The sequence below is a fragment of the Chitinophaga sp. YR627 genome (genome assembly GCF_900114995.1).
Classification (GTDB): domain Bacteria; phylum Bacteroidota; class Bacteroidia; order Chitinophagales; family Chitinophagaceae; genus Chitinophaga.
On sequence record NZ_FOUX01000006.1, the window covers coordinates 363,280 to 388,452 of the forward strand.

Annotated in this window: 24 protein-coding genes; 10 read left to right on the plus strand and 14 right to left on the minus strand. The window is 46.0% G+C overall.

The features are described from left to right. Positions 1-57 precede the first annotated feature (57 nt). From BMZ72_RS30805 to BMZ72_RS30815, 3 genes are read right to left on the minus strand one after another with little or no spacing between them, the layout of a single operon-like run. Positions 58-459, minus strand: a complete 402-nt coding sequence (locus BMZ72_RS30805) for a hypothetical protein (RefSeq protein ID WP_089814394.1) — start codon at positions 457-459, stop codon at positions 58-60. A gap of 16 nt (positions 460-475) precedes the next feature. Next, the gene (locus BMZ72_RS30810; protein ID WP_089814396.1) at positions 476-1,012 is read right to left on the minus strand and encodes a YceI family protein; all 537 of its coding nucleotides are present in this window, start codon (positions 1,010-1,012) and stop codon (positions 476-478) included. A gap of 14 nt (positions 1,013-1,026) precedes the next feature. After that, positions 1,027-1,602: a YceI family protein gene (locus BMZ72_RS30815; protein WP_089814398.1), complete on the minus strand. Its 576-nt coding sequence runs from the start codon at positions 1,600-1,602 to the stop codon at positions 1,027-1,029. Positions 1,603-1,875: 273 nt separating this feature from the next. Between BMZ72_RS30815 and BMZ72_RS30820 the strand changes: the two genes are divergently transcribed. Beyond that, positions 1,876-2,256 carry a winged helix-turn-helix transcriptional regulator gene (locus tag BMZ72_RS30820; protein WP_089814400.1) on the plus strand — a complete coding sequence of 127 codons (381 nt, stop codon included), beginning with the start codon at positions 1,876-1,878 and terminating at the stop codon, positions 2,254-2,256. A 652-nt stretch (positions 2,257-2,908) separates the two neighbouring features. Next, positions 2,909-3,718, plus strand: a complete 810-nt coding sequence (locus BMZ72_RS30825) for a phytanoyl-CoA dioxygenase family protein (protein WP_089814402.1) — start codon at positions 2,909-2,911, stop codon at positions 3,716-3,718. 677 nt (positions 3,719-4,395) lie between these two features. On the opposite strand, the gene BMZ72_RS30830 is transcribed toward BMZ72_RS30825, so the two are convergent. The 4 genes from BMZ72_RS30830 to BMZ72_RS30845 form a co-directional block, all read right to left on the minus strand. Further along, positions 4,396-5,166, minus strand: a complete 771-nt coding sequence (locus BMZ72_RS30830; protein WP_089814404.1) for an SDR family NAD(P)-dependent oxidoreductase — start codon at positions 5,164-5,166, stop codon at positions 4,396-4,398. 388 nt (positions 5,167-5,554) lie between these two features. Further along, positions 5,555-5,710: a hypothetical protein gene (locus BMZ72_RS30835; RefSeq protein ID WP_218155305.1), complete on the minus strand. Its 156-nt coding sequence runs from the start codon at positions 5,708-5,710 to the stop codon at positions 5,555-5,557. A gap of 106 nt (positions 5,711-5,816) precedes the next feature. Further along, on the minus strand, positions 5,817-6,311 hold the full coding sequence (locus tag BMZ72_RS30840) for a DUF6691 family protein (protein ID WP_089814408.1): 495 nt from the start codon (positions 6,309-6,311) through the stop codon (positions 5,817-5,819). Between the two features lie 10 nt (positions 6,312-6,321). Next, complete coding sequence (locus BMZ72_RS30845; RefSeq protein ID WP_089814958.1) at positions 6,322-6,882, minus strand: YeeE/YedE family protein; 561 nt, start codon at positions 6,880-6,882, stop codon at positions 6,322-6,324. Between the two features lie 163 nt (positions 6,883-7,045). Between BMZ72_RS30845 and BMZ72_RS30850 the strand changes: the two genes are divergently transcribed. The 4 genes from BMZ72_RS30850 (at position 7,046) to BMZ72_RS30860 (ending at position 11,216) form a co-directional block, all read left to right on the plus strand. Further along, the gene (locus BMZ72_RS30850) at positions 7,046-7,498 is read left to right on the plus strand and encodes a MarR family winged helix-turn-helix transcriptional regulator (RefSeq protein ID WP_089814410.1); all 453 of its coding nucleotides are present in this window, start codon (positions 7,046-7,048) and stop codon (positions 7,496-7,498) included. Positions 7,499-7,522: 24 nt separating this feature from the next. Further along, entirely contained in the window at positions 7,523-7,897 is a 375-nt protein-coding gene (locus tag BMZ72_RS36430) for a hypothetical protein (protein ID WP_143087830.1), read from the plus strand. A 103-nt stretch (positions 7,898-8,000) separates the two neighbouring features. Beyond that, entirely contained in the window at positions 8,001-10,244 is a 2,244-nt protein-coding gene (locus tag BMZ72_RS30855; RefSeq protein ID WP_089814412.1) for a monovalent cation:proton antiporter family protein, read from the plus strand. 198 nt (positions 10,245-10,442) lie between these two features. After that, positions 10,443-11,216 (plus strand): M57 family metalloprotease, encoded by a 774-nt coding sequence (locus BMZ72_RS30860; RefSeq protein ID WP_089814414.1) that lies wholly within the window; start codon positions 10,443-10,445, stop codon positions 11,214-11,216. 86 nt (positions 11,217-11,302) lie between these two features. On the opposite strand, the gene BMZ72_RS30865 is transcribed toward BMZ72_RS30860, so the two are convergent. Next, on the minus strand, positions 11,303-12,115 hold the full coding sequence (locus BMZ72_RS30865) for a hypothetical protein (protein ID WP_089814416.1): 813 nt from the start codon (positions 12,113-12,115) through the stop codon (positions 11,303-11,305). 249 nt (positions 12,116-12,364) lie between these two features. Between BMZ72_RS30865 and BMZ72_RS30870 the strand changes: the two genes are divergently transcribed. Both BMZ72_RS30870 and BMZ72_RS30875 read left to right on the plus strand, forming a co-directional pair. Further along, positions 12,365-13,198, plus strand: coding sequence for a CheR family methyltransferase (locus tag BMZ72_RS30870; protein ID WP_012790979.1), 834 nt, complete (start codon positions 12,365-12,367; stop codon positions 13,196-13,198). Beyond that, positions 13,195-13,761, plus strand: a complete 567-nt coding sequence (locus BMZ72_RS30875) for a chemotaxis protein CheB (RefSeq protein WP_089814418.1) — start codon at positions 13,195-13,197, stop codon at positions 13,759-13,761. Before BMZ72_RS30870 ends, BMZ72_RS30875 begins: the two co-directional genes overlap by 4 nt. A gap of 3 nt (positions 13,762-13,764) precedes the next feature. On the opposite strand, the gene BMZ72_RS30880 is transcribed toward BMZ72_RS30875, so the two are convergent. The 5 genes from BMZ72_RS30880 to BMZ72_RS30900 form a co-directional block, all read right to left on the minus strand. Then, positions 13,765-15,345, minus strand: a complete 1,581-nt coding sequence (locus tag BMZ72_RS30880; RefSeq protein WP_089814420.1) for a hybrid sensor histidine kinase/response regulator — start codon at positions 15,343-15,345, stop codon at positions 13,765-13,767. Between the two features lie 159 nt (positions 15,346-15,504). After that, positions 15,505-20,097 (minus strand): efflux RND transporter permease subunit, encoded by a 4,593-nt coding sequence (locus BMZ72_RS30885; protein ID WP_089814422.1) that lies wholly within the window; start codon positions 20,095-20,097, stop codon positions 15,505-15,507. Between the two features lie 148 nt (positions 20,098-20,245). Then, positions 20,246-21,361, minus strand: coding sequence for an efflux RND transporter periplasmic adaptor subunit (locus tag BMZ72_RS30890; RefSeq protein WP_089814961.1), 1,116 nt, complete (start codon positions 21,359-21,361; stop codon positions 20,246-20,248). Between the two features lie 161 nt (positions 21,362-21,522). Beyond that, complete coding sequence (locus tag BMZ72_RS30895; protein WP_089814425.1) at positions 21,523-21,924, minus strand: hypothetical protein; 402 nt, start codon at positions 21,922-21,924, stop codon at positions 21,523-21,525. Positions 21,925-22,036: 112 nt separating this feature from the next. Further along, positions 22,037-22,354: a hypothetical protein gene (locus BMZ72_RS30900; RefSeq protein ID WP_089814427.1), complete on the minus strand. Its 318-nt coding sequence runs from the start codon at positions 22,352-22,354 to the stop codon at positions 22,037-22,039. A gap of 130 nt (positions 22,355-22,484) precedes the next feature. On the opposite strand from BMZ72_RS30900, the gene BMZ72_RS30905 reads away from it, so the two are divergent. Together BMZ72_RS30905 and BMZ72_RS30910 are read left to right on the plus strand one after the other, a co-directional pair. After that, positions 22,485-23,192 (plus strand): hypothetical protein, encoded by a 708-nt coding sequence (locus BMZ72_RS30905; RefSeq protein ID WP_089814429.1) that lies wholly within the window; start codon positions 22,485-22,487, stop codon positions 23,190-23,192. A 187-nt stretch (positions 23,193-23,379) separates the two neighbouring features. Next, positions 23,380-23,883: a hypothetical protein gene (locus BMZ72_RS30910; protein WP_143087831.1), complete on the plus strand. Its 504-nt coding sequence runs from the start codon at positions 23,380-23,382 to the stop codon at positions 23,881-23,883. Positions 23,884-24,734: 851 nt separating this feature from the next. Here BMZ72_RS30910 and BMZ72_RS30915 read toward each other — a convergent pair. Next, positions 24,735-25,157 carry an SH3 domain-containing protein gene (locus BMZ72_RS30915; protein WP_089814433.1) on the minus strand — a complete coding sequence of 141 codons (423 nt, stop codon included), beginning with the start codon at positions 25,155-25,157 and terminating at the stop codon, positions 24,735-24,737. Between the last annotated feature and the right edge of the window lie 16 nt (positions 25,158-25,173).

The following is a 25,173-nucleotide window of genomic DNA, read 5'->3' on the forward strand; positions in this document are numbered from 1 at the left end:
AGGGCCGCTCAATAATTGAGTGGCCCTTTCTTATATAATTTTAGTGTAAATGGATTGTTAGATTGATTTGCCGAACAGTGGCTTTAAAGCGAACCATCCGAGCGCCGGGAAGAAGTGCATAGGCACTGCGAGTCCGGGGAATAATTCAGGCGTTTCCTGATCCAGCGGCAGCTGGTGACCGATGGGATAGAGTATACTTGCGAAGGTAAGGATGACGAACAGGAGGTTGAACACCATGTCTGTCTTACCTTTCAGTACCAGGCTAAGCAGGAAATAACCTATTGCTGCGATGAATGCACCTGCCAGTGCGTATTTGAACATATTGGCGATGCTGACAACATTTACAAATCCTTCTCCTATCGTTTCAATATACACTTTCTGATAAACAATGGCAGCTACCCCGGAAAGCACTCCTACCAGTACTGCAAGCAGTGCAAGTAGTGATAATTTTTTAAGCATAAATCTGATTTAAGGATTAGCCCTTTACTACAGGAACGGCTATAGTTACGTTGACCATGTCAGCAACATCACCACCTGGTTTACCGATATGGAAATCGTTACGGTTTACTTTAAAAGTACCGTCAAAGGTAGCGCCGTTGCCTGCGCGTTTGAAAGTGAAGGGAATAGTGAATTCCTTCTTAACGCCATGGATTTCGAGGTCGCCGGTTACCTGGTAGCCAGCACCTGCTTTTACGATCTTTTTGGAAGTGTATCTGATCTCAGGATATTTCGCTGCATCAAACCACTCGTCGCTTTTAGCGTGTTTGTTCATCAGTGCATTACCGGTGTTGATAGAAGCAACATCGACAGATACGCTGAAGTTGGAAGCAGCCAGATTGGCTTCATCGAAAGCGATTGTACCTTTAAAAGTTTTGAAGATACCGCTTGCTTCATTTGTAGAGAAGGCAATATTATACTTGCCACTGATGTTCCATGCCTGTGCCAGTGCGGCGAAGGCAAACACTGCTGCTGTGAGCAGCAGTGTTGATGAAAATATTACTAATCTTTTCATTGCCGTAAGTTAAATTATTCTTTTACGAATTCACCGCTCGCTCTCAGCTTAACGTCTTCACCCAGCATAGTAGCAGGAGCTTCTGTCGCGAAACCGAAATCTTTACGTTTGAAGGAACCGGTGATAGTGAAACCAGCAACCAGTTTCTTGCTCTGTGGATTTTCCTGCGTACCGTTGTAAACTGCGTTCAGCATTACCTGTTTAGTTACACCGTGGAAAGTCAGATCACCAACCAGTTTGTACTGGTTACCACTTGTTTTCTTGAAGGAAGTGCTTTTGAAAGTGATGGTAGGATATTTTTCTGCATCAAAGAAATCTGCACTTTTCAGGTGTTTGTCACGCATTTCGTTTTCTGTGTTCAGACTAGCTACATCGATGCTGATGTTGAAAGCGGCGTCAGAGAAATCAGCTTTAGAAGCGGTGATGTCAGCAGTGTAAGATTTGAAATTACCTTCACTTTCAGACAGGGTCATGTGGGAGATGGTGTAACCCAGTCTTGCGTGTGCTTTATCTACAGACCATTTAGTTTGTGCAAATGTTGTTGCGGAAAATGCCAATAAAGATGCGGCGATGATTGTGATTTTTTTCATGTTTGCTCTTGTTTAGAAAATTAAAATTAGGTCTTTTTATTGAGAATATATGTTTCAACATATATCGTTGCAGAAATCTTAAACTAGGTTAAGGTATTACACTATTTTCAATTTCTCATTTCTTTAAATATTTATGATAATTTTACTCTTATAAGAGAGTTACTTTCTTTTGGAAAGCTCGACAAAGGTAGTAGGCGGACGCATGTTAAACAATAACGTTTCGCGGCAGCAACTTACTTACCTTTTAGTAACGATCGTGAAAATCAAATTGTTATGATAAGAAATAGTGAAGGAAAAATGTGTGTGGGGGATTGTCCGATACGGCAGGTGCTGGATAGGTTTGGCGATAAGTGGTCGATTCTGGTGATAGAGTTGTTGTCACATGAGGGGAAATTGCGGTTTAGTGAGATTGCGCAGACGATCGGGGATATTTCGCAGAAGATGCTGACGGTGACGTTGCGGTCTTTGGAGTCGGATGGTTTGGTGATAAGGCAGTTTTTTCCGGAGATACCGCCGCGGGTGGAGTATACATTGTCTGAGTTGGGGAGGAGTTTGGTGCCGCACATACAGCAGCTGACGAGTTGGGGGCAGGAGAATATGGAGGCGATAAAGGAGAATAGGAGGCGGTTTGAGGCGAAGCAGGTGAAGGGGTGATGTTTCTGTTATATATTCCAGACTGACGCTCTTTATGCGTTTTTGCTGTTATAGAGAGGGGGAAGGGAGGATAGGCGTTTTATGGGCCTGGCCGGTTTCAGATGGGATTGCGGGCTGACGCCCTCTCCGCGTTCGCTATGGGGCGTGGGAGGGGGGATTGGGCTGGGGGATGTTGATGATGCTTCTGGGGCATGGGCTGGGCGGTGCGTCAAGGGCTAAGGCCCTTCATCTCCATCTGCAAACCTCTCGGCAGGAGGAGATATAGACTTCCCTGATCAATGTTTTTTCTCTTCTTAAGTGCTATTATTATAGGTGCTTCTTCCTGCTTTATTGTGCTGCTGTCTTCTTTTGTCTCTTAATCAATCTTTTCTGATTTTCCTGCCTGTTTCTGATAATTTTTTTGTTCAATAATAAAATACCGGTTATCTTTACCCTACAAAACTAGTAGACTAATAATGCATCCCCAGTCAGGCACATATCACTTAATGACTTCCTGCTTACCTATAAGCAAAAGGTGCCCTTATTGTTGTTGCTGAATTATCTATATCCCATCGTTTTTCTACTGATGGGAGGTGAGTCTCACTTTCTATTTGCATTCAGATTTTAATTTAAAGCTTACTTACAGCTGAACACTTATTAAACCTACGCATCTATGTCTGTCGCTTATCAAACATTCACACTCGGTAATGTGCTTACCGGGGAGCAACAATCATTTTTTGAAGAAAACGGTTATATCCATTTCTCTAATTTTCTAACGCCTGAACAGGTACAGGAAATCGTTAGTGCATCAGAAGACGTGCAGCAAAGATGGATTTCCGGAAATGTAGAGAAAGTTAATGGAGTACCAGTAAAATATGGTAAAGACCTGGATGGTCAGCCAATAGTACAACGATTTGCTTTCATCAATCAGCATACACGTGTTCTCTCAGACCTGCTGAAGGACAACCGCTTACAAGCACTCTTACAGTTAATAGGTCCCGGTGCCCGTTTGGGAGAAAATGAAAAGGACGGCATGGTATTGAATCACTATGTTAATGGTCCGGAGAGCACCTTTACTAAAATGGGTTGGCATACAGACGGTTTACGTGATATTTTCCTCCATGGAAAATTGAATCCCATGCTGAATGTCGGTATCCACCTGAGTAATCTTCGTCCGGAAAACGGCGGACTGCGCATCATTCCGGGCACTCATAAACAGAACATCTTTAGTATGCTGTTCAGAAAGAAATATTTTGTAGGTCATAAAGCCGATAAAAACGAACTGGCCATCACACCAAATGCCGGTGACCTTACAGTGCATGACGGTCGTCTCTGGCATCGTGTCGCCCAATCAAATGTGGTAGGAGAAGCAAGTCGCAGACGCGTGATCTATGTGCCTATCATTGCTGGAAAATATGAGCCTAAACATGAGAATAGTCCGACCTTGTTGTATCAGAGACTGGCTGGCGTTATTCTGAAGTGATAGCAGGCATGGAAGCCATAGCTGTCATAAAAGTCACAGCTGTTATAGAAGTCAGGAAATCATTTGTAACGTTATATAGCGGTATAAAATGATATGGTATAAACAGCGAATGAGGCAGCCAGGGAATTAGTAGGAAACTGTCGTACGGAATGAGGCAGTTGACAAGGCCAGGTACACTACACAAGCATTCAAATACATTTGCTTTCTTTCATATCAGTAAGACGAATCTGCACAAGGTTCGTCTTTATTTTTTGAATATTGGCTGATAAAATCACATTAGCAGAGTAGCACATTCTTTTGGGGATAATCGAAGCTGCCTGTCCATGAAGTCACTACATTTTTAAACTCACACCCTTACCTCCCTAAATCAAATCCGCCTCTTCCTGCGAAGCAGTCAGGTTTGCAGATGGAGATGAAGGGCCTTAGCCCTTCACGCATCGCCCAGGTATGCACCAGTAGTCAAATCAACATTCCCCGCCTAACTGCCATCCCACCGCCCATACAATGAACGCGTGGAGGGCGTCAGCCCGTCATCCCATCTGCAAATCTGACGCCGCCCGAAAGCCTCAACCCCAAAAAGGAAATTGCCACCAGCACCCAGGTACATTAAAAAAGGAACATAGTCATAATATGAACTGGCAGTATCTACTATAAAATCAAACGGGATAGAATATAGTTTACTTAGTCTTATACAAATTCGCAGCCACTGCCTCTACGATCGCCTTCGGCACTATCCGCGTCATAAACGCCGTCACCACATTCACCGCCCCGGGAATAATCTCCGCTTTCTTCCTGAACATCCCTTTAATGGCAATCTCCGCCACATCATCCGCCAGCATGCCATATTTATCCGCCGTCTCCTTGATCGCCTGCATCCCCGCCCGATCAATAAAATTCGTCTTCACCGGCCCCGGACACAAACACGTCACCGACACATTACTATTTTTCAGCTCCCGCCTCAACCCCCTTGAAAACAATAGCATAAACGACTTCGTTGCCGCATACAACGTCAGGGTCGCTACCGCCTGATAAGCAGCCGTACTGGAGACATTCAGGATATAAGCCTGCGACTGTTGACGCAAGACAGGGAGCAGGTGATGACAAAGCGCTATCGGTGTCCCGGCATTCACCTGGATCATCTGCTCATGCTCAGATAAAGAGCGGTCGGCAAAGTTGCCCCATACACCATAACCGGCATTGTTGATCAGGATAGAAACAGCATACCCACCCGCCCATGTAGCAACACGGGCGGCAGCGTCAGGGGAGGAAAGATCAATGGCCAGCCAGACGACTTCCACCTGCCATTTATTACGCAATTCATCAGCGGCAGCAGTCAGTTCCTGCTCCGAACGGGCGATCAAGAGTAAATTATATTTCCTGGAAGCGAGGGTGTGTGCCATAGACAGACCAATACCTTTACTGGCCCCTGTAATGAGTGCGTATGTCATCCCGATAGTAACTTTTAATATAACGCTAAACTATAGCATATAAACGGAAAGAAGTAGAAAAGGAAAAGGGCGGTAAGAATACCGCCCTAAATTTTTTAACCATATCCTATGAAAAACCTATACCAAAGATAATAGAGAGCCGTCAGCCTCCAACTGCATTTTGGTAAAGGCTATATTTTATCTGGTTAACGCATGATTTAGCCTTCCGTTAACCAAAAATTAACATCTTTGTAATCGTTTGATCTCTCCTTTTGCTTGTCTGTATTGAAAAGTGTCAATTTTAAACTTGTTAGAACAAGTAATTTCTATTGGAAAGTGTCCTGCTGGGAACGGTAGTAAAGTAGTTGAAAGAAGCAATCGGTCCCGATAATGTGTATTGATAAGTTAATCAATTGGTTATCCCTGACATGGCCTGTCTGATCGCTTCGGTCGTGGAACCTGCTGCAATATGCATGACAACCAGGATCTTCCCCACTACTGCATACTTCGTCAATGTGTCTACAGTCGTAATGACACCGGCCTTACCCCTGCGAACCTTGTTCATGAGATGGCCCCTCCGCAGGGAAAAAAGCTCACCATGATGGTCAGGTACTGCCAGGTGCAGCATTTAGCGAAGCAGGTCAGCCAGCTTCATTGACTTCTGGGGACTGCTAATGGGGCAGACGGTCCCGCAGCTTACCATATACCCAGGTACCCAGGATCGCACTAAATAGCGTGACGATCACCACAGAGAATCCGGCTCCTATCTGCGCAAACAAAGGTCCCGGACAAGCGCCTGTCAATGCCCAGCCAAATCCGAAGAGCAGTCCGCCGAAGATCTGGCCTTTATTAAAGGATTTGGGTTGAAAGGTGATTGGTTCGCCATACAGTGTTTTAGCCCCTGTCTTCTTAATGATCAGTACTGAAATGATCCCTGTTACGACCGCGGAACCAATGACCCCATACATATGAAAGGACTGTAAGCGGAACATTTCCTGTATCCGGTACCAGGACATGACCTCTGATTTGATCAGGATAATCCCGAAAAATATACCCGCTGCCAGGAATTGCAGCTGAGACCACCAGGGTGCTTTTTTCGTAGCAGGGTTGGTCGTGGTGGGCGTACTTACTACTTCAAAGTCGGTATCTATATTGGATAAAGACATTATTACAAGTTTACAGTTGGAGGATGAAAGGAAGAATCAGATTGGCCATGATAAAACCACCGGCCATAAAGCAACAGGTGGCTACCAGAGAGGGCCATTGCAGGTTTGAGAGGCCCATGATGGCATGCCCAGAGGTACAGCCACCAGCGTAACGGGTACCGAAACCTACCAGGAAGCCACCGGCAACCATCAGGATCAATCCCCTTATGGTGAGCAGTGCCGGCCAGTTAAAAAGATCCGCTGGCAGGAGGGAACCCTGATAAGAGAGACCATAGCGCTGTAACTCAGTCTCCAGTTGCGGAGCGATCGTGGAAGGCGTGGGGCCAGCCAGGAAGGTGACCGCTATAAAACCACCGATCACAATACCGGCGGCAAAGAACAGATTCCACGACTCTTTTTTCCAGTCATAGGAAAAGAAAGGAATTTTACCTGGCAGACATGCTGCACAGATATGCCGCAGATTGGCTGAAATACCGAAATGGCGGTTGCCCAGCAATAACAGCAGGGGAACGGTAAGCCCTATCAGCGGACCAGCAACATACCATGGCCATGGCGTAGATAAGATATTCATAGACAATTTAAATTGCAGATGGTATAAAAGGAAGGTATCTGTAATCAGGAATATGGTGGTATACAAATATAGTGATCACTGCTTATTTAAAATATCCACAGTCTGTTAAAAGAATACATTAAAGCAAATATGTTGCAACACCCATATTTATTATCTTTGGGCCATGAAGATTGAACAAGCTATTAATCAGCGGAAGTTCAAGGACGACTATCACAAGATCGTAGTAAACCTGTTGTTCACAGGTAACTGGCTACGTGACGCCCTTGGAGCCAACCTGAAAGAACACGGATTGTTGCCGCAGCATTACAATGCCCTGCGCATCATCAAGGGACGCCATCCGGAGCCTGTGTCAGCCGGTGATATCAAAGACGTCATGCTCGATAAAGCCAGTGACGTGACCCGTTTGCTGGATAAACTCGAAAAGCTGGAGTATGTACAGCGCCGCCTTTGCCCGCATAACAGACGAAAAATGGACATCAACATTACGCCGCAGGGTCTGAAACTGCTGTCAGACGTAGATGTATTGATGGATACCTTTTATGATGACCTGGCAGACAGGATCACAGCGGCTGAAGCTGCTGTACTCAGCGATCTGCTCGATAAAGTACGGGGATAAGGATAAAACGATATCTTTGTCCGCATGCGGAATCTTTTTTATCTGTGTCTTTCCATTATACTGTTTTGCTGCGGACTAAAGGTCAGCGCAGCAATGACAGAATGCCGTAAAGATGTTATAACAGCCGCTTCTGTCCAGCCATATCTGAAAGTACTGTCATGTGACCACCAGTTTAACCATAACGGGGAATCCAGACTCCCTGACACGGTGTGCACGACCTCCCATCAGTCTTTTATCGTATCCCTTAAAACAGACACCCGTGAAGGTACGGGATCTGGCAGGACGCTTTTTCTTACACGGATCACACTATTTACCTGTAAAGTGCAGGCAGCACGCTTATTGCCCGATCTGCACACTATCATTCGATCGCTTATTTTCCCCCAGCATATTTTCTGGTAAGTAATTGACTTTACACTGTTTTATTGCCATCCCTACCGTTTTAACATCGGCAGGGACTTTGGCGTTATTCAATTGTCTCAACTCACTAAACCGGATCTTACGAATGATACATTTACCACCGCTGATTGCCGACCTGGCTTTGATCTTAATTGCTGCTGCTATCACAACACTGATCTTCAAAAAACTGAAGCAGCCGCTCGTGCTTGGATATATTGTGGCCGGACTCCTGGTGGGACAACACGTATCCCTCGTGCCGACAGTCTCCGATGAGGCGAATATCAAAATATGGTCGGAGATCGGTGTGATCTTCCTGCTGTTTAGCCTCGGACTGGAATTCAGTTTTAAGAAACTGATCAAAGTCGGCGGTTCCTCCTCTATTACCGCGATCGTAGAAGTCGTGTTTATGCTGCTCCTGGGATATCTTGTCGGTCAGCTGATGGGATGGTCCTCCATGGACAGCATCTTCCTCGGAGGAATATTATCTATATCATCTACTACCATCATCATACGGGCATTCGAAGAACTGGGTATCAAAGGACAACAATTTGCCGGCCTTGTCTTCGGTATCCTCGTCGTGGAAGATCTGGTAGCCATCGTGCTGCTGGTATTATTATCCACCCTGGCTGTCAGTCAGCAGTTTGCCGGTGGAGAAATGCTCACCTCTGTTATCAAACTTGTCTTTTTTCTCATTGCCTGGTTTATAACGGGTATCTTTTTCATCCCGACACTGCTGCGTAAAACAAAAAAGCTGATGAATGAAGAGACCCTGCTGGTGACGGCTATAGGACTTTGTCTGCTGATGGTCGTACTGGCTACACAGGCAGGTTTCTCTCCGGCATTGGGTGCATTCATCATGGGGTCTATTCTTGCCGAAACAACACAGGCGGAAAAGATAGAACATCTCATTAAACCGGTAAAAGAGCTCTTTGGGGCCATTTTCTTTGTCTCGGTGGGTATGTTGATCGATCCGGCCATGCTGATCAAATATGCCCTTCCCGTGGCGATTATTACGCTGGTGACACTGGCAGGTAAAACCCTCAGCACCTGTATAGGGGCATTGCTTTCAGGTCAGCCTTTAAAAACGTCTGTACAGGCAGGTATGAGTCTTGCGCAGATAGGGGAGTTCTCATTCATTATTGCACAGCTGGGTCTGTCTTTAAAAGTAACGAGTGATTTCCTGTATCCGGTAGCGGTAGCCGTATCGGCGGTGACAACATTCACCACGCCTTATATGATACGTTTGTCGGCGCCGTTTTACGAGAAGCTTGCAGGGGTATTACCACATCGCTGGAAGACTTCCCTCAACCGTTATAGCGCAGCTACACAGACAATTTCTGTAGTCAGTGACTGGAAACAGCTGTTGCGTTCCTATGTGGTGAATATGACGATCTATGCCGTAGTGATCCTGGCAATCACATTGCTGTCATATTATTACCTGCTGCCATTTATCAATGTCAAGTTCAACGGTTATAACTGGGGGCGTATAGCCAGTGCATTGATCACACTGATATTGCTGATGCCTTTTCTATGGGCACTGGCATTGCGGAATATCAGTAGTCAGGCGTCTTCCAATATATGGGAGCAGAAGAAGTATCGTGGACCGTTATTGCTGGTACGTTTTTCCAGAATGATACTGGCTGTGTTCCTGATCGGTTTCTTTATAGATCGCTTCTTCTCGTATTCAATAGCCGTACTGGTGACAGCGGGTATCATTGCTTTGATCCTTGTGTTAAGACATAAGATCCAGACGTTTTATACTACGATTGAAGAACGTTTCTTTTCCAATTTCAATGCACGCGAAGCTAAAGTCGGCAACATTAATAAGTATGTGCTCGCTCCCTGGCATGCGCATCTTGCTGTGGCAGAGATACGTCCTTTATCGCCGGTAGCAGGTAAGACTTTGCTCGAATTAGCTTTACGTGAAAACTTCGGGATAAACATTGCGTTAATCAACAGAAGTGGACAGAAGATCTATGCACCGGATAAATATGAAAGACTGTTTCCTGGCGATATTATCACGGGAATTGGCACCGATGAACAACTGGAAAAGTTCAACAGTTTTCTCGAACCACTCTCAGTAGATGCCGATGCACAGCCGCAGGATACGGATCCGATCGCTTTGCGGCAATTCCTGATAGGTAAACAATCACGTCTTTCCAACAAGACTATACGTGAACTCGGTATACGTGAACGCACCCGCGGAATCGTACTGGGCGTGGAAAGACAGGGAAGAAGGATCTTAAATCCGGAGTCGGGAATGCACTTGCTGGAGGGTGATATTGTCTGGATTGCGGGAAGCGGGAAGAAATTAAATGCATTTATAAAAGAGCAGCAGGGTGCTAATTAACAGACACTGATGCCGCAACATCTCCGCAGCAGGGCAGGCCTCAAAGGCTTGCCCTGTCTTGCTTTTAGCCGCTGCACATTTGCTTTGTTTACGTTTAGCAGTGATAGTAATATTTGTTTTTGCATTCCATTTTTATTGTAAATTGAATTTATCTGTCAGCGAGCTCTTTTTTTACCCTCAAATAAAAACCACTTAAGTATGAAAAAGAAAACCCAGTCAATCTATGTGCGTCAAATTCATTTTCTTTTCCTCGCATTGTCAATGTTCCTCTTTGCATGTAGCAAAGACAAGATCGCAACAGAAGCTAAGCCAGCTGAAGACAAACTGGTAAGTTACCTGGAAAGGTTAGGTTTCCAGAAAGAGAACATCGAGCTGAAAGGTGACACCTACATCATCGACGGCGATGTACTCATTACAAAAGCTGAACTGGCCAAACGTGCAGCTAACGAAGACAAAACAAGCGGTATCGCAGGTACTGAACACTGGAGAGGTACTTACATTATCAGTAATGCCTACAACTCCAATGTAAGACTGTACATTGATCCGGCTGTACCTACTGCCTGGAGAACTGCTATCCAGGGTGCTGTTAACAACTGGAATGCTGTTAATGGTACCAGACTGGGTATGTCTATCGTGACCTCACAGGCTAACTCTGACACAAGAGTTTTCATGGGCTTTGAATCTGCCAACTGGATCGCACGTGCTTACCTGCCAGGCTCTAACAGCCGTCCGGGTGTAAGCGTTGAGATCAACAGTAACTACAACAGTCTGCCTGCCAGCCAGAAACTGTTCGCTATCACTCACGAACTGGGTCACACGATCGGTTTCTATCACACTAACCAGAACCAGGGTATCTTCATCTCTGGTACGCCTAGTGTTGATGCGAATTCTGTAATGAACTCTTTTGTGTTGAACTGGAACGGCTTCACCGCTGGTGACGTTCTGGCAACACAGATCCTGTATCCACAGTAATCAATACCGTGCATACAAAGGGATTTAAAATGAGAACACCCGGCAGGCTTTCGCCCGTCGGGTGTTCTTTTATTGCGCGTTGACCATTACCAGCTCCACTCCAGTTCTGTCACCACTGTTTCGCCTGCCTCCGCATAAGTCGTTGTGATCTGCTTCGGGTAGGCTTCTTCATTGTAAGCATATTTATATTGGTTCACAATATTGTTACTGCCCGTAACAGGTGTGATGGTCTCTGTTATGATATTATTCGCAGAAAGATTGACTGCTGCAATGTCCACCAGGTAAGGCAGTACCGGAATGCTATGCTGTGCATTCGGGTGATCGTCATATGTGTAAGTGGTTGTAGACGCCTTTGTAAAAGGCAGTTTTTTATTCACGCGTCCCATATTATCCACGCTGACGATATTCCCTTTTATATCCCAGGTGTAGAACTGACAACTATTATTTTCAAAGGCGAGTCCATCCTGTGTATCATTAAAGAAATAACGGGCAGTGATTTGTCCGCTACCATTATACACCAGTGAGTCATAGCTATGTACCAGTCCATCCAGGTAATAAATGATCCTCCGGATATTCCCTTTCTCTGAATAGTCATAGGAGGCAAAGAGGGTAGGCGCATGTGAGGATTCATCATCTGTAACAAATGTCTTTACAAGGCGCCCGTTTTTATACACCGGTATACGGGTCGTGGTATAACTCCCTTCTTCTGTCTTATAGGTGGTAAGCAGTTCAGCTACCGTTTTATCCTCATTATAGGAAATAACGGTTCTATCGGTAGCAGTGGTGATGCCACGCAGGCGCATTCTGCCTTTATCGGCTGGAGAACGAAAAGCACTGACAGTGATACCTGCCAGCAATAAGGCCGCTACAATACGACCCCTGGTAAAGTTAATTGGCATAAGTTGGCATTGACCTGATACGGAATAGTTACTCTAAAGAATCACATTGACAATAAGATAAACTAAAGATAGTAAAATTTCATTATATATACGTATTGTTGAAAAAGTTGGATGTGGGAATTAGGTTAACAGGTCGTTAATGGCTATACGCCTTACTTTATACTGCAATATGAGGCTATAACCATATACGATTATTGAAATGCCAGAAAACTTTGCGAACTTACAGCGGCAAAACAGAACGACTACGCAATGATGGATAGCCTACGCCATTTGAAGGATGAGGATGTTTTAGTACTGTTAAATGACTTGCTGGAGCAGTATGGATATGATTTTACAGATTATTCATTCGCCTCAGTAAAACGCAGGTTGCAGCGTGTGTATAGTGCAGACAGATTCCCCAGTTTTGCCGAGTTCCGCTACAGGGTGAAATCAGACCCCGAATATCTTATCTATCTCATGGAACAGATCACGGTCAATGTAACAGAAATGTTCAGGGACCCTCATTTCTTTGAGATCCTCCGTAAACAGGTGCTGCCGGTGCTGGCTACTTATCCGCTGATCAGGATATGGCATGCAGGTTGCTCAACAGGAGAGGAGGTCTATTCCATGGCGATCCTGCTCGATGAACTGAACCTGTTGCATAAATCTGTTATTTATGCTACGGATATCAATGAAAGCGTACTGGAGAAGGCCCGTAAGGGAATCTTCCCTTTGCAGCATATGCAGCAGTATTCGCAGAACTACCTGGCTTCCGGCGGACAGCAGGAATTTTCGGCTTACTATGCCGCCAATTACGAATACGCGAAGTTCACTGACAGGTTACGTGAGAAGATCATTTTTGCGGCGCATAACCTCGTGACAGACCACTCCTTCAACGAGTTTCAGCTGATCATCTGCCGGAATGTACTGATCTATTTTAATAAGGAATTGCAGGATAAAGTATTACATCTTTTTAGCGATAGTCTGGAACAACTGGGATTCATGGCATTAGGCGCTAAAGAAACGCTCCGCTTTACCACGGTAGCCCCATTATTCAAACCATTTGCAAACAAAGAAAAGATCTGGAGAAAAATTTCGACATGACGGCTCTTCCCAAACTACTGGTGATAGGTGGCTCAGCAGGGAGTCTTGATGTGCTGTTGCAGCTGTTGCCGGAACTGGAATCGCAATGGCCGCTGGCAATGATCATCGTATTACATCGTAAGAATGATAACGATACGTTGTTGACAGAATTGCTGTCGGCCAAAACGGTATTGCCTGTAAAAGATGCGGAAGAGAAGGATGTGCTGATGCCGGGATGTATCTATGTGGCGCCTTCAGATTATCATTTACTGATAGAGCCTGATGGCTCACTTACGCTGGATGCCTCGGAAAAGGTACATTATAGCCGTCCGAGTATTGACGTTACCTTTATGTCGGCAGCAGAGGTATTTGCTGCCCGTTTATATTGCATCCTCCTGTCAGGTGCTAATATGGATGGTTCTGAAGGTTTGCAGGCTGTTCATGATCTGGGAGGCTTTACGGCCGTACAGGATCCTGCCAACGCAGAAGTGGCTTTTATGCCCCGGCATGCGATGAACAATGTCCCGGTAGATAAAGTCTTAAATATCCGTGAACTGGTGGCCTTTGTAAAAGCCCTCCGTTAAGCGTTAGCTGACCATCTGCCGTTGTTCCAACGGTAACACGATGATAAACGTCGCCCCTTCATTTTCCTTACTGCTGGCGCCAATGATGCCCTGATGTCTTTCCACTACTTTCTTCGCGATGGCCAGTCCGATACCCGTTCCTTCATACACCTCATGACTATGCAGCCGCTGAAACAGCGTAAAGATCTTCGGTAGATATAGCTCGTTAAATCCGATACCATTATCACTGATGGTGATCCGGCAATAGGCCCCTTCTTCAGCAGGCTGACTGTCAAATTCTTTTTCTTCCACCCGTTCTGCATGGATCCGGATACAGGGTGCTACTCCCTCACGACTGAACTTCAAAGCATTACTGATGATGTTCTGTAAGGCCTGTCTGATCTGTCCCGGTACGGCTTCCAATACCGGAAACTCGTTGGCCGTGATCTCTGCACAGGCATCCCGCACAGAGAGTTCCAGGTCCGCCAGTATTTCTTTGATGATGACGTTGATGTTCACCGGTTCAAAGGACACGTCGGCAGAAAGTCTGGAATAGCGCAGCAGGTCGTTGATCAGCCTCGTCATACGTTCTGAAGAACTGACAATGCGTTCCATATACTGCATGGCGTCCGGATTGGTACCGATATGCCGGTCACGCAGAATAGTGCCGAACAACTGTATTTTACGCAGGGGCTCTTTCAGGTCATGAGAAGCGACGGAAGCAAACTGCTGCAACTCGTGGTTACTGGCTTCCAGGGCCTGGTTCATCTCCTGTAGTTCGTGCGTACGTTCTATGACCCTTTGTTCCAGTATTTCGTTGGCCTGTTTCTGATGGGCAATATCTGTAAAGGTACCTACCCATTTCACGATCTGACCATCTTCTTCCAGGGGGATCGCCCTGAGCAGGTGGCAACGGAAATGGTTGTGGAGCCGGTGATGGAGATAGACTTCCTTCTCCAGTGGCAGTCCTGCTTTGATCGCATGCTCCCATACAGAGATGGGCGACTGTTCGTGATCGTATGTGACAGGGAATTGTCCGAGAGAAGGGGAGTAATGGAACCAGAAGCGGTTCGCATATTCTACCGCACCATCCGCCCGGGCCGTAAAGGCTACCTGAGGTAATGATTCGAGAATGGAATGCTGCTCCTGCACCTTGGCATTCAGGGCTGCCTGCGCACGTTTACGCACTTCTACTTCCTGTTGAAGAGAGGCGTGCATTACCTGTAATTGCCGGTTTTGCTCGTATAGACGGATAAAGGTTTTCACCTTCATCAGCAGGATATCCGGGTCGACGGGTTTGGTAATATAGTCCAATCCGCCGGAGGCGTAACCTTTGGCAATAAACTTTTTGTCTTTATTGACTGCGGACAGGAAAAGGATAGGTACATCCTTTGCTTTACTGTAGCCGGAAATGGTTTCTGCAACTTCAAAGCCGTCCATACTGGGCATCTGTACATCCAGTATGATGAGCGCGTAGTTATTCCTAAGTATCTTCTTTAATGCTTCTTCACCGGAAGACGCCGTATCCACTTCAAAATCATGCAATTCCAGGACTTTTCTCAGGGATAAGATGTTTTCCGGCTTATCATCTACAATTAATATCATTCTTATTTAATATAATTGGCTATAGGGATACCTCAAAAATCGTTCCGCCACACTGCTGTCCTTGTAAAATGCGGATGCGCGAATGTACGAATATCTCCTTTTGATATCCGTATATCCGCGCATCCGCGTACAGTTATTTATTGTATAAATCCCTGGTTATTATTGTTTTCCCCCGCCCAGGGCTCTGTACAGGGTAATAGTCCCCAACAATAATTCTTTTTTATTACCAGCCAGTGCCAGTTCTGCTTCCAGTACGCTTTTCTGTGCAGTGATCACCTCGAGGTAATTGGCATAACCTGTGGCGTAAAGGACATTAGCTGTGGAAACACCGTTCTTCAGCATTTCTACTTCTGCTTCTTTCAGCGTATAGGCTTCCTGACCGTTCTGGATCTTGCCCAGTGCTGATATCACTTCCTGGTAGCCATTGATCACGCGCTGTCTGTAGTCATAAAAGGCAGACATACCTGCTGCTGTGGTGATATTATACTGTGAACGCAGTTGCTGCCTGTTCAGCAATGGTGCTGACAAGCCACCCAGCACCCCATAAGCCACAGAAGCAGGCGTATTGAACAGCGTACCTGCATTAAAGGAATTCAGGCCCAGGTAAGGCGTAATATTCAGCGATGGGAGGAAAGATGCTTTCGCCGCATGAATGTCAGCTTTGGCGGCTTCCAGTTCGAGGGCCGCCTGTTGAATGTCTGGTCTGAGTGCCAGCATACCTGCCGGAACACCGGTTTGTGCAAACGGTGGTAATGGCATTGTCAGCAGGGCAGAATCGCGTTTGATACTTTGCGGGAAACGCCCCAGCAGGGCATTGAGCTGATTCTCCAGTTCCAGCGTCTGTTGCCGGAGTCCCAGGGACATGCTACGGGTATTGAGTAATTGTGCATTGAACTGCTGTACTGCGAGTAAGGTCGCACGACCTGCCTCCTGCTGTATCTGTACGGTGGCCAGTGCGGACTCCTGCAAAGCGATATTTCGCAGGATCACCTGTTGCTCATAATCCAGTACCATCAGCTGATAATACATGCCGGCTACCTGGGAGATCAGCTGTGTACCAATCAGCTGACGTCCCTGTTCGCTGGACATGAACCTCAGCATGGCGGCCTTTTTACGGCTACGCATTTTTCCCCAGAGATCTATTTCCCAGGAGCTGCGTAGTCCCACAAAGTAATCAGGTGTAGGTCCGGGTATTCTTTGTTTATCGTCAATATTCGGTGAAAGGTTCGTATCGTAGTTACCCACACCGTTCAGTGTATAATCACCCCAGCGATCTACGCCAGCACTCACGACTGCATTCACTTCCGGTGTCCAGGCACGGCGGGCAGCCATCAGCTGGGCGCGGGCTGTTTCCATCCGCTGTGTTGCGATCAGCATGTCGGTGTTATTGCGCAGCGCTGTATCGAGTAATTGTTGCAGCAGGGGATCGGTAAAGAACTGCTTATAAGATAAGGAGGCAATCGTAATGCTGTCGGCAGTCGCCACTTTGTTGCTGTCATTCACCGGATTGTTGAATGCGTGCGGTGTCTGCGGTGCGTCAGGGAAATTCACTTTGGAAGGCGTATAGCAGCCTGTCAGCACACCCGCTATCAATAACACTGTTAATGCGCCTGCTGCATGCTTGGGCGCCTGTGGTCTGATTTTCTTTTTACTGCCGATGGAGGCAAACAGCACATATAATCCCGGGATGATCAGTACGCCGAACACTGTTCCGATCAACATACCACCAGCAGCTGCTGTACCGATAGAACGGTTACCCATTGCGCCTGCGCCACTTGCCACACACAATGGTATCAGACCTGCAATGAATGCAAAAGAGGTCATCAGGATCGGCCGTAAACGGGATACCGCCCCTTCCTTGGCTGCTTCAAGTACAGAGAGTCCCTGTTTGGTGCGCAGGATCGCAAACTCCACGATCAGAATGGCATTTTTACCCAACAGTCCTATCAGCATGACCAGCGCTACCTGCGCGTAGATATTGTTTTCCAGTCCGGCCATTTTCAATGTGATAAAGGCCCCGAATATACCAGCAGGAAGAGAAAGGATCACGGGTAAAGGCAAGAGGAAACTTTCATACTGTGCCGCCAGCAACAGGTATACGAATAACAGACAGAGTGCAAAGACATAGACGGCCTGGTTACCTGATAAGATCTGTTCTCTCGTCATACCGCTCCATTCAAAGGCAAAGCCACGTGGCAGCGATTTGGCGGCTACTTCTTCAATTGCCTTGATCGCATCACCACTACTGAAGCCCGGAGCTGCGTCACCATTGATCATCGCAGCGGTGTACATATTATAGCGGGTCAGCTGTTCCGGACCATACACTCTTTCCATGCGGATAAAGTTGGAAAACGGCACCATTTCTCCTGCATCATTCTTTACATACAGGTGCATCACATCTTCCGGTTTCGTACGGTAACGGGGAGAGGCCTGTACCATCACTTTATACATTTGTCCGAAACGGATGAAGTTGGAGGCGTAGAAACTACCCAGCAGCGTTTGCAGGGTAGACATGGCATTCTCTATACTCACGCCTTTCTTCGCTGCCATCGCCTGGTCCACATGGATCATATACTGTGGGAAATCAGGGTCAAAGCTGGTAAATGCACTCCCTATTTCCTTACGTTTCTTCAGTTCGGTGATGAAGTTATTGGTAACATCAGCTGTTTGTCGCAGATCACCACTACCACTACGGTCCAGCACACGCAATTCAAAACCACTTGAGTTACCAAAACCAGGTACGGTAGGAGGCGGGAAGAATTCAATACTTGCATCACCGATGTTCCGTGTCTCTTTTTCCAGTGCCGCAATGATCTCTTTCACAGAGCGTTTGCGCTCTTCCCAGGGTTTCAGGTTGATCATACCCATGCCGTAGGAAGCACCTGCTACATCATTCACCAGACTAAATCCCGCCAGGGTAGATACAGATTCTCCTTCCGGCAGACGCGCAGCGATCTGTTGCACCTGATCGAGTACTGCTTCTGTACGGGAAACGGTAGCTCCGGCAGGCGTTGTTACGTTTACATAGATCATCCCCTGATCTTCTGAAGGAATGAATCCACCTGGCAGAATGGCGCTGGCGCCCCAGGTAGCTATAAAGAAGACGATCATCAGCACAAACGTGATCATCCTTCTGCCAGCTATATAACCGACCAGTTTTGAATAGCTGCGTTCTGTTTTATTATATCCGAAGTTGAATTTATCAAAGAAGCGTTGCAGCAGACTTTTCTTCTTACCTGCATCATGGTTGTGACGTAACATAATGGCACACAGTGCGGGTGTTAACGTAACCGCATTGATACCCGATATCACGATCGCAATAGCAAGTGTGAGTGAGAACTGCCGATAAAATACACCTACCGGACCAGAAAGGAATGCCACGGGTATAAATACCGCGGACATTACCAGGGTGATGGCTACGATGGCGCCGCTGATCTCTCTCATGGCTGCCAGTGTGGCTTCTAATGGTGGAAGGTGTGTTTCCTGCATTTTTACGTGCACAGCTTCCACCACTACGATCGCATTATCGACGACAATACCGATCGCGAGTACCAGTGCGAATAATGTCAGCAGGTTGATGGAGAAGCCAAGCATCTGCATAAAACAAAGGGTACCGATCAGGGCTACCGGCACGGCCAGTGCGGGGATCAGTGTAGAACGGAAGTCCTGCAGGAAGAGGTATACCACTATAAACACGAGGATGAATGCCTCTATCAATGTTCTCAATACTTCATGAATAGAAGCGTCCAGGAAGCGGGATACGTCGTAGTTGAAGTTATAGCTCATACCGGGAGGGAAGGAGCTGGTCTGCAGTTCAGCCATACGTGTTTTCACGTTGGCGATCACTTCCTGTGCATTGGAGCCGGGACGTTGTTTCAGCATGATAGAAGCAGATGGCTTACCATCTGTTTTAGAAACCATGCCGTAGCTGAGTGCGCCGAAAGTGACGTCTGCCACGTCTTTCAGCTTTAACACGGAACCATCCGGATTTGCTCTGAGGATAATATTTTCGTATTGTGCGGGGTCAAAGAATTTACCGGTATAGCGGAGTACATATTGTAGTACCTGTGGATCATTATCTGCGCTTTCACCCGTTTTGCCAGGAGCGGCTTCAATGTTCTGTTTGCGGATCCCTACGATCACTTCATCCGCAGAAAGATTATAGGCCAGCATACGGTCAGGTTTGAGCCATACGCGCATGGCATATTCCTTTGCACCCATGATCTCTGCGAAGCCAACACCATCGATCCTTTTCAGTTCCTGGAGTACGTTGATGTCTGCAAAGTTGTAGATGAACTGTTCATTGAGCGTACTGTCTTCACTCATTACATTGAGGTAAAGCAGCATACTGTTCACTTCTTTTTCCGTGGTCACACCTGCCTTGATCACTTCTTCCGGCAGTTCATCGATGATGGTGGCTACACGGTTCTGTACGTTTACTGCCGCCTGATCGGGGTCAGTACCTACATTGAAGAAGACCTGTATAAGTGTGATACCGTTGTTACTGGAAACAGAAGACATATATGTCATACCCGGCACACCATTAATGGCGCGTTCCAGTGGGGTAGCCACGGCTTTGGCGCACACTTCAGCATTTGCGCCGGTATATTTGGCGGTCACCGTTACGGAAGGAGGAACGATGTCAGGGAATTGTGTAACGGGTAATGTAAATAACGCCAGTAATCCAAGCAGTACGATGATCAATGAGATCACGAGCGACAATACTGGTCGTTTGATAAAAGTATCGAACATAAAACGGTGTAATAAAAAATGAAAAATAGTGCCGGACTGAAAAGTCCGGTATCCGCAAAGCAGTCGTCAGCAGCAAATACGCTGGCCTGTCACATACCGGTATCGGTAGGATACCGGATATATGTTGCCTGGTAGCGCGGCTGTTTTTTTACAGTGCTTTAATGCTGTCGAGTGTGATAGCAGCAGGATTGATCTTCATACCATCGCGCAGGTTGCGTACACCTTCATAGACAACCCTGTCGCCGGCACTCAGACCTGACTGTACGATGTAACAGTTGGCCAGTCTTGCGCCCGGTACGAAGTTTTTCATTTTTACCTGGTTGGATTTATCCAGGATGAATACATAGTTTTTGTCCTGCATTTCAAATACGGCTTTTTGCGGGAGGAGCATAGCATCGCTCATTTCATTGCTCAGCTGTACCTTTCCGCTGGCGCCGTGTTTCAGTAAGGACTGTGGATTTGGGAATCTGGCCCTGAAAGCGATGGAGCCGGTTGTTTCTTCGAATTCGCTTTCAATTGTTTCTACCTTGCCTGTATATGGATAGTCGCTACCATCTGCCAGCACCAGGTGCACTACAGGATGCTCCTGTCCTTTATTGGCACGGGTATGCTGCAGGTATTCTGTTTCGGAGACATTGAAGTAAGCATATACTTCTTTGATATCAGATACAGAAGTGAGTAGTGCGCCTTCTCCGATCAGACTACCGGATTTTGATGGTATCCTGTCTATATATCCGTCAAAAGGAGCACGGATGATCGTGTAGGATAATCTTGTAGCGGCATTGGCCTCAGAGGAACGGGCTTCATCGATGCGGGCATCGACGGCAGCGAGTCTTGCTTTCGCTACTTCCAGTTCGCTTTTGGCGATTACTTTTTTCTCCACCAGTAATTGCACACGTTCTACTTCCAGCTGAGCGCCTTTTGCTTCTGCGATGGCGCTGCTGAGTGCAGCTTTGGCTTTTGCGAGTTCGGAGCGGTATTCCTCATCGTTGAGGGTGAAGAGCAACTGTCCCTGTTGGACATGTTGTCCTTCATCCACATAGATCTTGTTCAGGAAGCCGTTAACACGGGCACGTATTTCCACATTACGTACGGCTTCGATATCTGCCACGTAATTTTTGTGAAGAACGGTATCACAGAGTGACAGTTGCAGGACCGGGTAGGTATTTAATGTTGATTCATTGTTCACGTTCTCGCCTTTGGTGATACAACCACCGAGGGCAGCGCTGATAGCTAATATATATATGTTCCTGTACGTTCGCATGATAGGAGTGAATAGTTTTACAGGACCACTTGCGGGTGGTCCGTCATGTTGAAATACATACAGCATCAGCCGACAAGCAAAAAGATGATTGTCAGCTGTTGACGGCTGCATGTTATTTGTAAAAAACGGGTGACGAAGAGAAATAGGTAAAACTATTCAGATCAGAAGGGGGTATACCTGGACAGAAAACTATAATAGGCTGGCAGAAACGCGCTTTGTTGCTGGTAGACGCCGGTCTTATTCTGTTGTACAGGTATGTAAAACTCCAGGTTATGCTCCAGTTGGGTGAAGCGGGTCGTATAACTTGAAGACTGTGAAGGGCTATTTAGATAATATCTTTTTTTACGTGGTACTTTGGTGACGCGCAGGAAAACTGGTACGTCTTCGGGTTCTTCGATACCGAGGTCTTCGCTATCGATACAGCGGATCTCTATTTTTTCATGGTCAAACAGGCGTTCGAAGCAGAGACTTTTCTGCTTGAAGGGTGATTTTGCATGTACTACGGCTGAGTGGCCTGTCAGAAGGCCACAGAACAGCAGGAAGTACAGTAAAAACCTGCGCATAATATGCCTGTTCGTGTTGATCATGAATAATAATTCGCTCTCAGTTGGTCCGCAAATATAAAAATGAAGCGCGCTTAATCCAAATGCTGACTTGACGAACGGTAAAAATTTATTATTTGTTAATCGTTTCGGCTGCTTCTTTTGCGGCTTTCCTGCGCATAAAAAGTTTGTTAAAAATTACCTGGAGGATGAGTGCCGCCGGCATATAGAGAACCCAGTGACTAAACATGAAGGAAAACTCCATCATACCACATCTGCCCGCAAATGCTTCCTCAATTGGTCTGGGATGCAGCTTTTCTTCCACAAAAAAATAGATCTGTGGATAGAAGAATAATAATGCCGTTGTAAAAAGAAATGTAAATAATGCCGATGTGTAGGGTCGGAAAAAAGCGGATAACAGCGGGACCAGTAAGTAGGGCAGCAATGACATGATAGCAAGATACGCACAAATTTATGGTTGTGCTCTCTTGTTCAGGCATGTTCCTTGTTTTCGTTTATAACGAACACATTATGAGATACATTAGAAATTAAGATAGATTAAAAAAATTAAAAGTGAATATATGAAACCCATTATTTATTTTCTGCTGATTTGTGGTATTGCCTGTAATTCCCCTTTGAAAAGCAAACAGGAGATGTCAGATTCAGCCAGTTCCCAGGAAAATGCTACGCAGGCAGCCTCCAGTAATTCCAGTGAGAATGCCAGCGGAGGTACTGCTAATGCAGGGAGTGCGCCAGCTCCCGGAGAAGAGAGCTCCAATGTCACTAAAGGCGGAAATGAAGCCGTATCAAAAACACTCCGGTATAAGAATTATAAGTATGCGATCGTTTCTAAAGGAGATGGCAGCGGTCGTACGATCACTATTGCGGACACAGATACAAAGATTGATTCGCTGAAAGCGGACAGTACCACTATCCATGATGTAAAGGGGATCCTGCAGCAAACGGCTATAGACGATCTTGATAATGATAAAAATCCGGAGATCTATTTGTTCACTTATGCAGATGGAACAGAACATACGGGTAGCGTATACGGTATTACTTATATTAATAACAAAGGCGTACGTATTTTCTCCGGTGATGTAGATGATCCGGAACTGAAGGGATATCGTGGAAGAGATTCATTCTATGTGCAGCAAAAACACATTGTACGCACATATCCTGTTTATGGCGAATCTGATCCTGATGGCAAGCCTTCCGGCGGAAAACGCACCATTAAATATAAGCTGACAAAACAAGGTAACAGTTACATGCTCAAAGAAGCGAAATAAGTTGTTACTTTTGCAATACCAATTAACCCAGGGACACATTAATGACCTCATTACAGCTATCAGAAAACAGCGATTGATATAGCTGACCCCATGTGCTATCTGTAATCAGGCATTAACAATAACAACCATTGTACATTCAATTACATTAATCAATATCTGAAAAACCATGGATTGCGATACAGAAAACTTGATTTGGGGCCTCACCGGGTTTGCCGCCGGCGCTTTGATCGTACGTATGTTCACCATTTATTTTGGTCCTTTTTTTAAGATCCGGGGTAAAGTCAGACTCCAGGAGAAACGACTTATTCTATATGGATATGACACCCGTTACTCGATCATACGTACCGGTTACACCATTGCGAGAGCTGAGATCAACCTCAAATTCTACAACACCTCTGCTGCTACAAAAGCTGTCACTGATATCGCTATTGCAGGAAGATTCAGTCTGACGAAATTTATGATTAAGTTCGAAGGAAACCCACTTCAACCGGGATTTAATGTAGAAGGAAAGAAAACAACTGAACGTCGTTATTCGGGTTTGGTCATCCCAGGTACAAAGGTTAATCTGCTAAAACAGGAGGACTTTAATGTCATTGTATATTACAAAGTTGGTGACCGTACGTATCAGGAGACGTTTAGTCCGGAGGAGCTGGAGGTGAAGGATCTGCAGATGGGGACTGTGTTGAATTAGGAGGGGAGTGTGATAAAGGAATGGAGAGGTTGAAAAGAGGGGTGGATGAGAACAGAGAAGTATGGAGAGGAATTGTAGGTAACAAAGGAATGGAAAGGTGGGTGAAGGGATAGAGGAGGAATATGGAGAGCATGAGAACAGAGAAGTATGGAGAGGAATTGTAGGTAATAAAGGAATGGAAAGATGAGTGAAGAAACAGCAGAGGAATAATAGAATGAGGGAAGAATAGAGACGTTACATGAGATGGAATAAACGCCGATAAGGGATTAGCAATAGGGTAGAGCGGATGGAGAAGGACTAATAAGGAACAAGAGAATGGCAAGTTATATAGAAGAACAGAAAATAGATGGTAAAGTAATGGCAGAAGAATGAAAATATGGAGAGTTATAACAAAGCATAAGTGAATGGTAAAAGAAATGTAGCATATAGTGAAAGCAGTATCAAAATAACCTATATAGTACAGAAAGTACGAAAAGAAGCAGCAAGCATAACTATATTATAACTCACGCTTCATCATAAGCAGCAAATTGATAAAGAACTCATACATCCCCAGTACGACATGTTCGGCGGAAGGTTTCAGGAGGAGATCCCGGACCTTAGCTATTTGAAGTTAGCCGATACGTCGTTCTGAAGGTAAAATAGCATTGTCATGCCCAATACGACCCACCACGCCCCATAGCAAGTGACTTCAAAGAGCGTCAGTCCGGGGTCCCTTCTGAAACCGCACGCAACATTTCATAATCAAGTAGTAACCGTCTTGGGCACTGAAACCACACAAAACCCATCACCAGCAATAAAAAAGCCGGACGGCCTTAACACCATCCGGCTAAAAAGATAAATTCCATGACAAATTACTCAACAGGCTTCAGGTACTGCGCATGCGCATACCCTTCCTCGCCGTCTTTCGTTCTTATCAACCACCATTGATCACTATGCTTACTCACCAACGACACGATCTCCTTATGCCCGGCTTTGCCGATGATCGGCTGATCCGTTCCCGGACCTTTCCGCACATTCAGATTCGATGATTGCGTCACGACTTCCAGCTTCGCACCTTCTACGGCGGTTGCTACTTTGATGTCCATCACGACATCACCGGTAAGAAAGTTCGGATCGATCTTCCCATAAATATTCCAAAGATTATCCTTCACCGCACCACTCGGTGCTTCGCCGCTAATATGCAGTACACCATCCGTTTCATTTACCTGAAGATTATCCGTCCCGGATGACCTGGCAGTATCTATCAGTTCTTTGTATTTGTCCTGTAATGACATAAAACAATGAATTTAG